The organism is Tardiphaga robiniae, assembly GCF_013359755.1.
GTDB classification, from domain to species: Bacteria; Pseudomonadota; Alphaproteobacteria; order Rhizobiales; family Xanthobacteraceae; genus Tardiphaga; species Tardiphaga robiniae.
In genome coordinates this window covers 69,578-83,828 of the sequence record NZ_JABMCJ010000069.1, presented here as the reverse complement: position 1 = coordinate 83,828, position 14,251 = coordinate 69,578, and the positions used below count along the sequence as shown (strand labels likewise).

The 14,251-nt window shown below is 62.1% G+C and carries 12 protein-coding genes; 8 read left to right on the top strand and 4 right to left on the bottom strand.

Features of this window, described 5'->3' with window-relative positions:
• Positions 1 to 15 precede the first annotated feature (15 nt).
• From HP556_RS04180 to HP556_RS04165, 4 genes are all read left to right on the top strand, one after another.
• Complete coding sequence (locus HP556_RS04180; RefSeq protein ID WP_338117529.1) at positions 16 to 2,010, top strand: ATP-binding protein; 1,995 nt, start codon at positions 16 to 18, stop codon at positions 2,008 to 2,010.
• A gap of 115 nt (positions 2,011 to 2,125) precedes the next feature.
• Positions 2,126 to 2,374: a hypothetical protein gene (locus HP556_RS04175; protein ID WP_068729285.1), complete on the top strand. Its 249-nt coding sequence runs from the start codon at positions 2,126 to 2,128 to the stop codon at positions 2,372 to 2,374.
• Positions 2,375 to 2,477: 103 nt separating this feature from the next.
• Entirely contained in the window at positions 2,478 to 3,155 is a 678-nt protein-coding gene (locus tag HP556_RS04170; RefSeq protein ID WP_175366027.1) for a hypothetical protein, read from the top strand.
• 136 nt (positions 3,156 to 3,291) lie between these two features.
• Entirely contained in the window at positions 3,292 to 4,920 is a 1,629-nt protein-coding gene (locus HP556_RS04165) for an inorganic phosphate transporter (RefSeq protein ID WP_093757439.1), read from the top strand.
• A 111-nt stretch (positions 4,921 to 5,031) separates the two neighbouring features.
• Here the strand turns inward: HP556_RS04165 and HP556_RS04160 are convergent, their stop codons facing one another.
• Complete coding sequence (locus HP556_RS04160) at positions 5,032 to 6,192, bottom strand: patatin-like phospholipase family protein (protein ID WP_175366026.1); 1,161 nt, start codon at positions 6,190 to 6,192, stop codon at positions 5,032 to 5,034.
• A 205-nt stretch (positions 6,193 to 6,397) separates the two neighbouring features.
• Between HP556_RS04160 and HP556_RS04155 the strand changes: the two genes are divergently transcribed.
• The 4 genes from HP556_RS04155 to HP556_RS04140 all read left to right on the top strand — a co-directional run bounded on the left by HP556_RS04155 (position 6,398) and on the right by HP556_RS04140 (position 10,643).
• The gene (locus tag HP556_RS04155; RefSeq protein ID WP_120287308.1) at positions 6,398 to 7,180 is read left to right on the top strand and encodes a 3-hydroxybutyrate dehydrogenase; all 783 of its coding nucleotides are present in this window, start codon (positions 6,398 to 6,400) and stop codon (positions 7,178 to 7,180) included.
• A 50-nt stretch (positions 7,181 to 7,230) separates the two neighbouring features.
• Complete coding sequence (locus HP556_RS04150; RefSeq protein WP_175366025.1) at positions 7,231 to 8,004, top strand: acetoacetate decarboxylase; 774 nt, start codon at positions 7,231 to 7,233, stop codon at positions 8,002 to 8,004.
• 240 nt (positions 8,005 to 8,244) lie between these two features.
• A complete protein-coding gene (locus HP556_RS04145) occupies positions 8,245 to 9,276 on the top strand; it encodes a transporter (RefSeq protein WP_175366024.1) in 1,032 nt (343 codons plus the stop codon).
• 5 nt (positions 9,277 to 9,281) lie between these two features.
• Positions 9,282 to 10,643 (top strand): carbohydrate porin, encoded by a 1,362-nt coding sequence (locus tag HP556_RS04140; protein WP_175366023.1) that lies wholly within the window; start codon positions 9,282 to 9,284, stop codon positions 10,641 to 10,643.
• Between the two features lie 6 nt (positions 10,644 to 10,649).
• Here HP556_RS04140 and HP556_RS04135 read toward each other — a convergent pair whose 3' ends face one another.
• From HP556_RS04135 to HP556_RS04125, 3 genes are all read right to left on the bottom strand, one after another.
• On the bottom strand, positions 10,650 to 11,663 hold the full coding sequence (locus tag HP556_RS04135; RefSeq protein ID WP_175366022.1) for an LLM class flavin-dependent oxidoreductase: 1,014 nt from the start codon (positions 11,661 to 11,663) through the stop codon (positions 10,650 to 10,652).
• 98 nt (positions 11,664 to 11,761) lie between these two features.
• On the bottom strand, positions 11,762 to 12,676 hold the full coding sequence (locus HP556_RS04130; protein ID WP_175366021.1) for an alpha/beta fold hydrolase: 915 nt from the start codon (positions 12,674 to 12,676) through the stop codon (positions 11,762 to 11,764).
• Positions 12,677 to 12,851: 175 nt separating this feature from the next.
• Positions 12,852 to 14,078, bottom strand: coding sequence for a hypothetical protein (locus tag HP556_RS04125; protein WP_175366020.1), 1,227 nt, complete (start codon positions 14,076 to 14,078; stop codon positions 12,852 to 12,854).
• Between the last annotated feature and the right edge of the window lie 173 nt (positions 14,079 to 14,251).

Below are 14,251 nucleotides of genomic sequence, written 5' to 3'. Positions count from 1 at the left end.
GGGCGTGATTCTGCCGTGGCTGCGGCCTTGATCCGCGAGGCCGGTTTTTACGCGCAGCCCTGCGCGGATTTTCCGGCGCTGCTCGAGGAGATCAGGGGCGGTGCGGGCGTCGCGGTGATCGCCGACGAGGCGATCAAGACTGTCGATTTGCGCGGCCTCGGCAACTGGCTGCACGATCAACCGTCGTGGTCCGATTTCCCGATCGTCCTGCTGACACGTCAAGGCGGCGGACCGGAGCGCAATCCGGATGCCGCGCGGCTCGGACAGTTACTCGGCAATGTGACGTTCATCGAGCGCCCGTTTCACCCGACCACATTGATTTCGATCGTCGGTTCGGCCGTCCGCGCGCGCCGGCGTCAGTATCAGACGCGCGCCATTCTCGAAGACCTCGGCGACAGTCAGGGACTGCTGCAGACGGCGCTCGATGCAGGACGGCTCGGGACGCTCGAACTGCATCTGCCCGAACTTCGGCTTGAGGTCTCGGATACGACCAAGGCATGCTTCAGCCGCCGGCCGGATCAGTCATTCACGTTCAGCGAGTTGCAGGCCGCGGTTCATCCCGATGATCGCGAGCAACGCCAGCAGGCGCTCGATGCGACGCTGATGGCCGGCGCGGATTACAATGTCGAATACCGCAATATCTGGCCGGACGGCTCGGTGCATTGGGTCGAGACGCGCGCGCGCATGGTCCGTGGGCCTGACGGCAAGCCGAAAACGCTGGTCGGCGTCTCCGTCGATATCACGGCGCGAAAGTCTGCCGATATCGATCGCGACAACTTGCTGGAGCAGTTGACGGCGGAGCGGTCCGCGCTTGCCGAACTCACGGCGACACTCGAACAGCGTGTCGAGGAACGCAGCAACGACCTGATGAAGGAAGTTGCGGCGCGCGAGAAGGCGCAGGACCAACTGCGCCAGGCGCAGAAGATGGAGACCATCGGCCAGCTCACCGGCGGCGTCGCGCATGACTTCAACAATCTGCTGATGGCGGTGATGGGTAATCTAGATCTGCTGCGCAAGCGCATGCCGGATGATCCGCGCCTGAAACGACTGGTCGATGGCGCCATGCAGGGCGCCGAGCGCGGCGCCTCGCTGACGCAGCGGCTGCTGGCCTTCGCGCGGCAGCAGGATCTGAAAGCCGTGGCCGTCGATCTCGGCGCGCTGGTCCGCGGCATGAGCGATCTGCTCGAGCGCTCGCTCGGGCCGCGCGTGGCGCTGCGTCTCGATATTCCCGACAATCTGCCGCGGGCACAGATCGATCCCAATCAGCTCGAACTCGCCATCCTCAATCTCGCGATCAATGCGCGCGACGCCATGCAGGACGGCGGCTCCATCGATATCAAGGTGAAGAAGCATAAGGTCGGCAAGGGCGACCCGATTCTGAAGCCCGGCGACTATCTCAAGGTGTCGATCATCGACAATGGCGCCGGCATGTCGCCGGAGACGTTGAAGAAGGCGATCGAACCGTTCTTCTCGACCAAGCCGCTCGGCAAGGGGACTGGTCTCGGTTTGTCCATGGTGCACGGTCTGGCCGTACAGCTCGGCGGCACGCTCGATCTCTCGAGCGTCGTCGGCAAGGGAACGACGGCGACCCTCGTGCTGCCGGTCACCGACAGGAAGCCGGAGGCCGCCGATACGGCCCACGTCATGCGCCATGCCGCGCGCTCTGCCGTGATCCTGTTTGTCGATGACGATCCCCTCATCGCGATGTCGACGACGGAGATGCTGGAGGATCTCGGCCATCGCGTGATCCCCGCGACTTCGGGGCGGCATGCGCTGGAGATTCTGAAAAGCGACGAGCCGCTCGATCTGATGATGACCGATCACATGATGCCCGGCATGACGGGCATCGAGCTTGCGGCCTATTCCCGCGAAATGCGGCCGTCGCTGCCGGTCCTGCTCGCCACCGGTTATGCGGATTTGCCCGAAGGCGCTCAGCTCGATCTGCCGCGGCTCGCTAAGCCTTACCATCAGGATCAGCTCCGGGATCGGCTCGATCAACTGCTGGGCTGAGCCCACTCCGGCCGGGTGGTATCAATCTGCCAGCGGCGCAGCAAAATTAACCATTCATTAAATCCTGTGGAACCAACAATGCCCCGATCGGGAATCAACCGATTCAGGGGCCATCATGGATATCGAAGCCTATTTCGCGAAGACGCCGGCTACGATCGAGGAGATCAAGGCACGCGTGGCCGCAGCTTTCGGCCGTCATCCGCTGTGCCGCGAGGTGCAGTTCGACATCGTCAGCACGCCCCGCGCCGGAAAGGGCGCAAACTGGACCATCAGCATGCAATCGGTCGCCCCGGATGCGCTGTGGGAAGCCTCCGATATCGTGAGCGACATCCAGGAAGCCTATGTTCTCGCCAATGCCGCCTGAACGTCTGTGAGTATTATCGCACCGTTCTGGTATGGTTAGGCCATAATTAATCTCCATTTGTGAGGACAGGTACCTCTGGTGGTCCTGAATTTCGGAGACTGGCTTGACGCGTGCGCTGACCCTTCTTGTGCTGGGCTGCCTGTTGCTGACCGGCGTGGCTGTTGCGAGCATCCTCGGTCGCGATAGCATCCCATCGCTGTCGCTGTCATATGACGACAGTGCCGCGCAAAATTCGGTCGCGGTGTCGCGCGGACCGGTTTCCAATACGCAAGGCAAGAAAGACAAGTTGCCATTGGCCGGCGCCATGATGGCGTCGCTCGATCCGCAGCAGGTCCCGAGCGTCGACGGCAGTCCGTTGCGCCAGGCCTTTGCATCCGACAGTCCGATCGAAGCACCCGGTTCGACGGTGCTCGCGCCGATCGTGGTGCCGCAGCCGACCGCTAAGCCCAAGGCTGCTGCCAAGCCGGTGCAGAAGACCTATACGCTGCTCAGCGATGCGCAGATTTCGGCGATCAAGACCCGGCTCAATCTGACCGCGTCGCAGGAATCCTACTGGCCCGGCGTCGAAGCGGCGCTGCGCAACGTGGCACGCAGGATCCACGAGACCAAGCAGGCCAGTTCTTCGGCCGGCGCTCCGCCGATCGATCCCGATAGCGACGAGGTGCAGCAACTCAAGTCTGCTGCGATGCCGTTGCTGTTCCAGTTGCGTGAGGACCAGAAGCGCGAAGTCCGTGCACTGGCGCGCATGATCGGACTCGAAAAGGTCGCGTCGGCGATCTGACCCCTGTCATATACCGGCCGCATCGGTGACGCCGGACTGTCACAACCCGTAACAGACAAATTGTCGCGCCTGTCATCCGGGCTTCGCATCCGTGGTGCAGAGATTAACGCCTCTTAACCTGTAACGGGGGCGTTTCATGACCGATTTCACTGCCAATCAATCCATTTCCGGAGGCGCGGCTGTTGAGCCGGCGTCGCGGCCCAATCTCGACAAGGGTTTTAACCCGCTGACGATGATCCTGTTTTTCGGGATCCTGGCCGCCGGCCTCCTGTTCGTCGCCTACAGCATCTATGTGGACGTCAATGCCACCGGCACCCGCGTTACCAGCTACCTGCCTTACCTCTTGCTGTTCGTGGCGCTGCTGATCGCGCTCGGCTTCGAATTCGTCAACGGCTTCCATGACACCGCCAATGCGGTGGCCACGGTGATCTACACCCACTCGTTGCCGGCGGAATTCGCCGTGATGTGGTCGGGCTTCTTCAACTTCCTCGGCGTGCTGTTCTCCACGGGCGCGGTGGCTTTTGGCATCGTTTCGCTGCTGCCGGTGGAATTGATCCTGCAGGTCTCCAGCGGTGCCGGCTTTGCCATGGTGTTCGCGCTGCTGATCGCGGCGATCATCTGGAATCTCGGCACCTGGTATCTCGGCCTGCCGGCCTCCAGCTCGCACACGCTGATCGGTTCGATCATCGGCGTCGGTATCGCCAATGCGCTGATGCGTGGCCGTGACGGCACCTCGGGTGTGGATTGGGGCAAGGCCACCGAAATCGGCTATGCGCTGCTGCTGTCACCGCTGTTCGGCTTTGCCTGCGCCGCCATCCTGCTGCTGGTGCTGAAGTTCGTCGTGCGTAACCCTGCTTTGTACGCAGCACCGGACGGCAACAAGGCACCGCCGTTGTGGATCCGCGGCATCCTGATCGCGACCTGCACCGGCGTGTCCTTCGCACATGGTTCGAATGACGGTCAGAAGGGCATGGGCCTGATCATGCTGGTGCTGATCGGCACCGTGCCGACCGCCTATGCGCTGAATCGCGCATTGCCGGAATCCCGCGTGGCGCAGTTCCAGGTCAACTCCATCGCAGCCGCCAAGGTGATCGCAGCCAAGGGCGCCGGCCACAGCATCATCGGCGATCCCCGTCCGGCGGTGACCACCTATGTCTCGCAGCGCAAGATCAGCGAAGGCACCTATCCGTCGCTCGCCGTTCTCGTGCAGCAGGTCGGCGATCAGGTTCGCAGCTACGGCACGCTCGACAAGGTGCCTGCGGAATCCGTCGGCAACACCCGCAACGACATGTATCTCGCATCGGAAGCCATACGCTTCCTGATGAAGGACAAGGAAAACGACCTCAACAAGGAAGATGTCGCGACCCTCAATGCCTATAAGGGCTCGCTCGATGCCGCCACCAAGTTCATCCCGGATTGGGTGAAGATCGCCGTGGCCATCGCGCTCGGTTTGGGCACCATGGTCGGCTGGAAGCGCATCGTCGTCACCGTCGGTGAGAAGATCGGCAAGACGCATCTGACCTATGCGCAGGGTGCTTCGGCCGAACTCGTGGCCGCTGCCACCATCGGCGCGGCCGACGTGTTCGGTCTGCCGGTCTCGACCACCCACGTGCTGTCGTCCGGCGTTGCGGGCACCATGGCGGCGAACGGCTCGGGCCTGCAGATGGCCACCATCCGCAACCTGCTGATGGCCTGGGTGCTGACGTTGCCCTGCGCCATCATGCTCTCGGCCTCGCTCTACGTGCTGTTCAGCCAGTTGTTCTGAGAACAGACGAGGCCGCTGCGGAAACGCGGCGGCCTCGCTTTTTCAAACCGCCAAAAGAAAAGGCCCGCGCATCATCTGCGCGGGCCATTTTTTATTGGGACGTATCGTCGGTCAGGAACTGCTCTCGCGATGCACGTCGTGCACCACGATGCCCTTGCCTTGCTCCGGCAGCGCCAGCCAGTCGCGACGCTTCAATGTGCGGCGGGTATCGTCGAGGCCGCTCTGCCAGTGTTCGCGCATCGAGGTCGCCGAGAACTCGTGGTCCTTGGAATCGCCCTCATAGGCCTTCTGCTGATAGATCATCTGCAGGATGGTGATCTCCGGCAGATCCGACAGGCTGTCGCGCCGCGCGCGTTCCTCGTCGCTGAGCTGGTCGTCGGGAATGCGCTGCAAGACCTTGTAGAGCTCCGACTTCAGATTGTTCATGCGTCGGTAGATGTCGGTGTTGTGGCGGGTGCGGGACGAGTAGACGATGTCCTTGTGCCGGGCCAGAACCTCCTGGATATCGCGCGGCAGCACGCCGCGTGCGCTGAACAGATCGACCTGGAAGACGAGCGAGTTCATCTTGTCTTCCTGGTCGAGCAGGTGCTGCAGCGGCGTGTTGGAGACGATGCCGCCATCCCAGAAATGATCGGTGCCGATCTTCACCATCGGCAAAGCTGGCGGCAGTGCGCCTGATGCCATCACGTGTTCGGGCGCGATGACTTCCTTCTTGTTGTCGAAATACAGGAAATTGCCGGTGATGACGTTCACTGCGCCGACGGCGAAATGGGTCTTGCGCGAATTGATGAGATCGAAGTCGACCAGTTCGAGCAGGGTGTCGCGTAGCGGCGAGGTGTCGTAATAGCTCGTGGCCGTCTTTGCACCGGCCGGGCTGAACCACGGATTGACCTCGTGCGGCTTGAAGAAACCGGGCTGGCCGAGGGTCGTGGTCATGAACGAGCTCGCGAGATTGCGGGCCTTGCGATAGACGTCGCCGTCCGGTGTGTAGTGCCAGACCTTGCGGGCGGTGATGCGGTCCCAGAAGATCTGCAGCTTCTCCAGCCGGTCTTCCGGCGGATTGCCAGCGATGATCGCCGAATTGATCGCGCCGATCGATACGCCGCACACCCAGTCCGGCTCCATGCCTTGCTCATGTAGCGCCTGATACACGCCGGCCTGATAGGCGCCGAGGGCGCCACCGCCCTGCAGCACCAGTGCTACACGATCACAGCGATCGGGGCGCCAGTTGGTCTCGGTGGTCGTCTCTGAACCGGGTGTCCGCGCGTCCATCTTCGTCTTCTCCTCAACGATCACATGATGTTGGCGGCAGAATTCAGATGAGCAGTGACGGCGTTGTGACAAATAGCAAATTCGATGAATGCGCGTCAGCCCATGAAGCGCGTCACGCGGCTGAAGGAAATTCCTCATACCGCCGTCAAACAGGATCGCTAGCAAAGAAGCAGATATTAACGTTTGCTTACGAAGGGTTGCGCCCATGCTGTCTGGAAAGTCCGCCATCATCACCGGCTCGACCAGCGGCATCGGCCTTGGCATCGCGCGCGGCCTTGCAGCCAGCGGTGTCAATATCGTGCTCAACGGCTTTGGTGATGCCAATGAGATCGAGGCGATCCGCAGCGAGATCGCCGACAGCCATCAGATCCGGGTGCTGTATAGCGGCGCCAACATGGCCGACGGCAATGACATCGCGGCGATGATGGCGCAGGCGGAACAGGAATTCGGCGGCGTCGATATCCTGGTCAATAATGCCGGCATCCAGTATGTCGCGCCGCTCGAGGAATTCCCGGTCGAGAAGTGGGATGCGATCGTGGCGATCAACCTGTCGAGTGCGTTTCACACTACACGTCTCGCCATCCCCCACATGAAGGCGAAGTCCTGGGGCCGCATCGTCAACATCGCCTCGGCCCATGCGCTGGTGGCCTCGCCGTTCAAGTCGGCCTATGTCGCAGCCAAGCACGGGATTGCCGGGCTGACCAAGACGGCGGCGCTGGAAGTCGCCGAACATGGCATCACCGTGAATGCAGTATGCCCGGGCTATGTGATGACACCGCTGGTCGAAAAGCAGATCCCGGAACAGGCCAAGGCGCGCGGCATCACTGAACAGCAGGTGATCTCGGACGTGCTGCTCGCCGCCCAGCCGACCAAACGTTTCGTGACCGTCGAGGAACTGTCCTCGGTCGTCAATTTCCTCTGCACCGACCACGCCCGTTCGATCACCGGCATCACGCTGCCGGTCGATGGCGGGTGGACCGCGCACTGAGTTTAACCCAACGATCCGAACCCTGCGACTTCACACTCAAGGAGTTTCCGATGCGCCAGGAAGACATCCTCCGTTTGCCGTCGATGCCGATGGCCGGCCCGAGCTATCCCGCCGGTCCCTATCGCTTCATCAATCGCGAATTCCTTGTCATCACCTACGAGACCGATCCTGATTTGATCCGGATGGGTCTGCCCGAGCCGCTGGAGCCGATCGAACAGCCCATCGTCCACTATGAATGGATCAAGATGCCGGACTCATCGGGCTTCGGCAGCTATACGGAAACGGGCCTCGTGATCCCCGCGCGTTTCAAGGGCGAGGACGTCAACTTCGTGTCGCAGATGTATCTGGACGATGATCCGCCGATCGCCGCCGGCCGCGAGATCTGGGGCTTTCCGAAGAAATACGCCCATCCGAAACTTGAAGTGGTCAAGGACACGCTGACTGGCACGCTGGAATATGCCGGGCAGCAGGTGGCCATGGGCACGATGGCCTACAAGCACGGCGCCATGGCGGGCAATGGCGAAGCGACGCTCGCCACGCTGTCCAAGACCCAGATCAACCTGAAGCTGATCCCCGGCGTCGATGGCAGCGCGGAAGTCTGTCAGCTGGTGGCGATCAACCTGACTGATATCACCGTGAAGGGCTCATGGTTCGGCCCGGGCCGTCTGCATCTGATCCCGCATGTCAACGCGCCGGTCGCCGACTTTCCGGTGCGCCGCGTGATCGGTGCGCATCATTTCCTGGCCGATCTGACTTTGCCTTATGGCCGCGTCGTCCATGACTACAACAAGCAGAGCGACGCACTCGCTGAAGCCGCCGAATAGAGCATGATCCGGAAAAGTGGAAACCGGTTTTCCGAAAGATCACGCTCAAAACAAAGAGATGAGATGATGGTCCGATTTTTTCTAATCGGATCATCATCTCATCTCCGCTGACATATCCCTGTAACAAGGGTGTCATTAAGTGCCTGCGACCGGCTGACACAGTCAGGTGGCCGCAGGCAGATATTTTATTTTTTTGGTGGCGCATGCGTATTGCGTGGCGTGAAAAACGGTGGGTGTCCGATGCAGCTTGAAGTGCCGGTCTCATCTGCAGAAGTGACGTCCATACCAGGCGTGTCCGATCCAATCCCGGGTCTGGTCTGGGCCTTCCGCATCCATTCCGACGGCAAGCCGGAGCCGTTGCCGGTCGATGCCGGCATCGATCTAGTTCACGGCGGGCTGCTGTGGCTGCACTTCAATCTCACTGACGCGCGCGCGCTGCAATGGCTGGCGCAGATCCCATTGCATGCGCCGGAGCAGGCCCGTGCCTTGTTGCTGTCCAAGGACACATATCAGCAGCTCCATGCCACCGATGACAGTATCTATGGCGTGATCTCGGATCTGTTGCGCGATATCGACGAGGCGACCGAAGACACCGGCTATCTGCGCTTCGTGATGACCGAGCGCTTGCTGATCAGCGGCAGGCATCATGCACTCTGCGCCGTCGATGCGACGCGCCGTTCGCTTGAGCAGGGCCAGCGGGTCGACAGCATGGCCGCGCTGCTTGAGACGATCGTGGAGAATGTTGCCGACACCATGGACGGCGTCGCCGACAGTTTGGCGATATCGCTCGACGAGATCGAGGAGCAGGTGGTCTCCGGCGACTCCCGTGACATGTTGCAGAAGCTCGGCCGTCTGCGCCGGACCTGCGTGCGGCTGCATCGGCAGCTGTCCGGGCTGCGCATCGTATTCCAGCGGCTTGAGGCCAAAGGTCAGCGTGAGTTGAAACCGTCGCTGCAGCTGCGTGCCGGCAAGCTGGCGCAGCGCCTCGACGGGCTGGATCACAACGTCGTCGAGATGCGCGAGCGCAGCCGGCTGCTGCAGGAAGAGCTGCATCTGCAGATCGAGGAACGCGGCAATGAAAGCCTTCGCGTTCTTTCAGTGCTTACCGCGCTTCTGCTGCCGCCGACGCTGGTCACCGGCATCTTCGGTATGAACACCAAGGGACTGCCGCTGACCGATGTCGAAACCGGATTTCTCTGGGCGGGCGCACTGATATTGATTTCGTCAGCATCGGCCTATGCCGTGATGAAGCGCCTCAAGATCATCAGGTAGCTATCATGATTGGTGTGTTTTCGTGCTGGATGGTCCGTGCGATGATGGCGCTCGCCGGCCTTGTCGCCTGTGGCACGATCTCGCTGTCATCGGCGCATGCCGGCGATTGGCGCGATAATGGCCTGAAGCCGATCAATGACCGGCTCGCCGAATGGGGTGTGGCGCTGTCAGCCACTTACATCGGCGAGGCGCTCGGCAATGCGTCCGGCGGCATCCGGCGCGGCGCGGTCTATGAGGGGCGGTTCGATTTTGGCGTGGATGTCGATCTCGACAAGGCGGTCGGCTGGAGCGGCGCGACCTTTCACGCCAATGTCTATCAGATCCACGGACCTGGCCTGTCGCGCGACTATATCGGCAATCTGATGCTGGTGAGCGGCATCGAAGCGCTGCCGGCGACGCGGCTCTATGAATTCTGGATCGAACAGTCGCTGTTCGGCGGCAGACTGCTGGTGAAGGTCGGTCAGCAGCCATCCGATATCGAGTTCATCGACAGCAAGTATGACGATATCTTCGTCAACTCGGCGCTGGGCTGGCCCGGCATTACCGGCGTGGTCCTGCCGGCGGGCGGACCCTCGCCGCCACTCGCCGTGCCGGGCGTTCGTTTCAAGGCCAGTCTGTCGGATGCGTTCACGGCCTATCTGGCGGTGTTTAATGGCAGTGCGGCAGCGCCCGGTCCGAATGATCCGCAGATCGCCAACGCGCATGGTCTTGCATTTCGCGTCAACGATCCGCCGTGGATCATCGGGCAACTGAAATATGCCTACAAGCTCGGCCCGTCTGAGTTGCCCGGATCGATCACCGGCGGCGGCTGGGTGCATCTGGCCGAATTCGATGACGAGCGCTGGACCGCACAGGGCCTGTCGCAGGCCGATCCGGCCGGCACCGGCGAGCCGCTGATGCGACGTGGCAATCGCGGCGTTTTCGCCGTTTACGAACAGCGGCTCGCTTTCAGTGCACTCGGCCCGGACAAGGGCATCGGCTTCTTTGCGCGCACATCGATCAGCCCGTCCGATCGTAATCTGATCAGCTTCTATCTCGATGGCGGCATTCAGGTGTCGGGTTTCTCGGCAGAGCGGCCCGACGACAAGTTCGGAATCGCGATGACTTATGCGCGCATTTCGGATGGCGCGCGCGGGCTTGATCGTGATGTGCAGCTTTTCACCGGAATTCAATCGCCCATCCGCGATTTTGAAGCTGTGCTGGAAGTAACCTATCTCGCTGCGGTCGCGCCGGGTGTCGCGGTGCAGCCGGTGTTTCAATATGTGATGCATCCCGCCGGCGGCGCCGTCGATCCCAACGATGCCACGCAGACAAAGCGTATCAAGGACGCCGCGGTGTTCGGCGTCCGCACCACCATCAATTTCTGAAACGCTTCAGCCGGTCGCTTCAGCCGGTGTCTTGGTGAGACCCGCAGCCGCCTCGGCGATCATCTCATAGGACTTGAGCCGCGTGGCGTGGTCGTAGACGTCCGAGACGATCATCAGCTCATCCGCGCCCGTCTCCTCGACCAGCGCAGCGATGCCGGCGCGAACCGTCTCCTTCGAGCCGATGATCGAGCGCCGCAGCATGCCCATGGCCTGCATCTTCTCGGCCGGCGCCCAGTAGGTCTCGATATCGTCGATCGGCGGCGCGCTTAGCCCGCGGGTGCCGCGGAACATGTTGGTGAACGACATCTGCTGCGTAGTCCATAACCGCTTGGCCTCGGCATCGGTGTCGGCGGCGATGATGTTGACGCCGACCATCGCATGCGGCTTCGTCGACTGTTCGGATGGTTCGAAGTGCTGGTGATAGATCTGCAGGGCCTGCAGCAACTGGTCGGGCGCGAAATGCGAGGCGAAAGCGTAGGGCAGGCCGAGCGCCGCGGCGAGCTGCGCACCATAGGTCGAGGAGCCGAGGATCCATAGCGGCACGTCGGTGCCCGCGGCAGGCACCGCCTGCAGGCGCTGGTTCGGGCCGGCCGGAGCGAAATAGGCCTGCAGCTCCTGGATGTCCTGCGGGAAATTGTCTGAATTCTGCAGCGAGCGGCGCAGCGCCCGCATGGTCGTCTGGTCGGTGCCGGGTGCGCGGCCGAGGCCGAGATCGATACGGCCGGGAAACAGCCGCGCCAATGTGCCGAACTGTTCGGCGATGACGATGGGCGCATGGTTCGGCAGCATGATGCCGCCGGCACCGACGCGAATGGTTTTGGTCCCCGCTGCGATATGGCCGATCACCACCGAGGTCGCCGCGCTGGCGATGCCGATCATGTTGTGATGTTCGGCGACCCAGAAACGCTGATAGCCCCAGCGCTCTGCATGACCGGCGAGATCGCGGGAATTGTCGAGCGCGCCGCGCGCATCGGTGTCTTGGGTAACGCGGACGAGGTCGAGGATCGAAAGTGCGGTCATGAAACGGCTCCCATTGCCCTTGCCATGTGGGCATGGCTGGGGCGGATTGCCAGCCGGTTGCGCGGCCGGCATGGCAGCCCGGCGTTACTCCCGAGCGGTCAGGTCAGGCCCGCATGGAAGGCGCGGACGATTGCGGCGCATTCGGCCGGTTTTTCCATCTGCATGAAATGCGAGGCGTCAGGCACGGTGGTGAAGGCAAAGCCGCCATCGCGCGCGAAGGCACGCTCCATGTCGACGAACGGGCTGGTTCTCGTCTTTGGTTCACCGGCGACGAGTTGCACCGGCAGCCTGACGCTGCACATCCGCTCCCAAGCGCCCGGGAGATCCTGCATGGTGAAGATGCTGGCCTCGAATTCCCTGGCGCAGGCGAGTTCATAGAGCAGGCTGTCGTCGTTCGAGCGCAGCGTGGATGCGGCGAGTGCCTGCAGTCCGGCATCGTCGACGCCGGCAAATGCCGAGCTGCGGCGATAGGACTCGAACAGCTCCTGCACGTTCGGAAAGGTGGCGCGACGCTGCGCAGCGCGTCCGGCGAGCCTGTCATTTTCCGTGCGGAAACTCTGGAACTCCGGATAGCTCGCTGGCGGCGTCGCCGGCGGCTCGAAGCCGACGATGCCGATCCACGGCGTCTGATATTCGGCGGCATGCAGCAGGGTCGTCAGTGCGCTCATCGAATGAAATGCACCGAGGCTCGGCGCCGCGCCGAGTTCGCGCGCGATCCCTTGCATGATCGCCTCATAGTCGCGGACGAGCTGCGGCCAGACATGCGGGATGGGCTGGCGATACGGACTGCTCCGGCCGTGATGACGGAAGTCGAACACCACGGTCTCATAGTCATCCGTGAAGAGGCGCCAGAAGCTTTGAAAAGCATCGATGGCGAGGCCATTGCCATGGCTGCAGATGATCCGTGGACCTTTTCCATAAACGCGTATGCTGGCTGTGGCGCCATCTTCGAGCAGAACCTGAAAAGCGTGCGTCTCGGCCGCAAGGGCCGGAGCGGAAGGCGCATAGTCCATATGGGGGAGAATCCGTTATATTTTGGAGCAAAAGGCGAAGCTGTCGTATGCTTGGCCGGACCGCAGAGTCTAAAAGACCTTGTCTGAAAGACTTTGCTGCTCACCGTCAGTTCGTACGCAGTTTCAGGATACAAAGCGCGGCGGGGTGGTTCAAGCCACAGCAACTCATACCAGCTCAGCTGGAACGCCGGATGATCGCCACGCGCCCGTCCAGCGGGATCGTCGTGTGCCCGTCGGTCACCGGCACGCGGCGCCACTCGGCATCGTCATTCGGACGGTTGAAGGAGAGCGAAGCGGCAGGGCCATCGACGGCGATGTCGAGCGGCTCCGTGGGCACCGGGATGTCTTCAGCCTTCTCCACATTCCAGCAGCGCACCGCGCGCCATACCGCAAGCAGCGGTTGTCCCTGCGCATCCTGAAACGCGATATGCCGCAGGTCCGGTGCCGTGGATGCCACGCGTAGCGGCGGATCGTTGTTGGCGCGGCGTGCGCCTTTCAGTGCGGACAGGAGATTCCGGATCGCATGGTAGCCAGGCTTCGGCGAGCCGTCATTGCGGACGAGGCCCCAATGATGTTCTCCGTCATTGGGATCGGTACCGCCATCGAAGAATTCGTAGAGGAATGTCCGGAGAATGCCGAGGCGGAAGTTGTTGAGCAGCAGCCGTGGCAGATAGAGCGCCGCCGCCGTTTCCGAGACGCCGGAGGTACCGGGCTTCACGACATTGCAATAGCCGCATTCGGTTGCCAGTGCGGGTGCGCCGGGTTTGAACGCGTCGCGCATATTGTGCAGATACCAGGACACGGCGGCGTAATCGTTGGTTGTTTCCGGCTCTTGCGCCTTCTGTACATAGGAATGGATCGCGACGGCATCGCTGAACTGCGCGGCCGGGCGCAGCAGCGCGACGTCGGCGGGCTTCCAGTTGATGACGCTTGGCGACAGCAGCGGCAACTCCGTCGCCGCATATCGCGCGCGCAGCGCATGGTGCACCTCGCGCTGATAGTTCACGACGACATTGCTCCAGCCCGGCTTCGCCAGCGGCAGCGACAGAAACCAGTCGCTGTTGCCCTCGTTCTGGCCCTCCATCGCCGAGACGCGCTCGATGCCCAATGCGGCGAGATAGGTCATCATCTCCGGCACGGTGTTGGTCGCCGGCGACACCACAACATTGAACAGGATGTTCGAGCGTTTGTTCAGCGCGCGCCAGCGATCGAGATCGTTGCTAGGTCGCAACTCGTCGCGCAGATGGCGAATGCCTGATGCCGCAAGCAGATCGTGAAACCGGTCGAAATGACTCGCATATGGCTCGCTGCTGATATGCACATTGACGCCGACGCTGTCGGTGAAGGTATCGGACGGGCCGGGAAGCGGCAGCGCGGCCAATGGACCGGAGCGCAGCATCATCGACGCCGCGCCTCCCCTCAGGATGGCTCGTCTGCTCAGGCCGGGCATTTCGATCTCGCACGCATGAAGCCCCAGTGACGCCTCGGGGCAGTCTGAGCCTGTTAGACTTAATAAACCGCCGATCGACAAGAGATGTTCTCGTCAGCGATCAACCGAATCGGTCCACTGGCCCG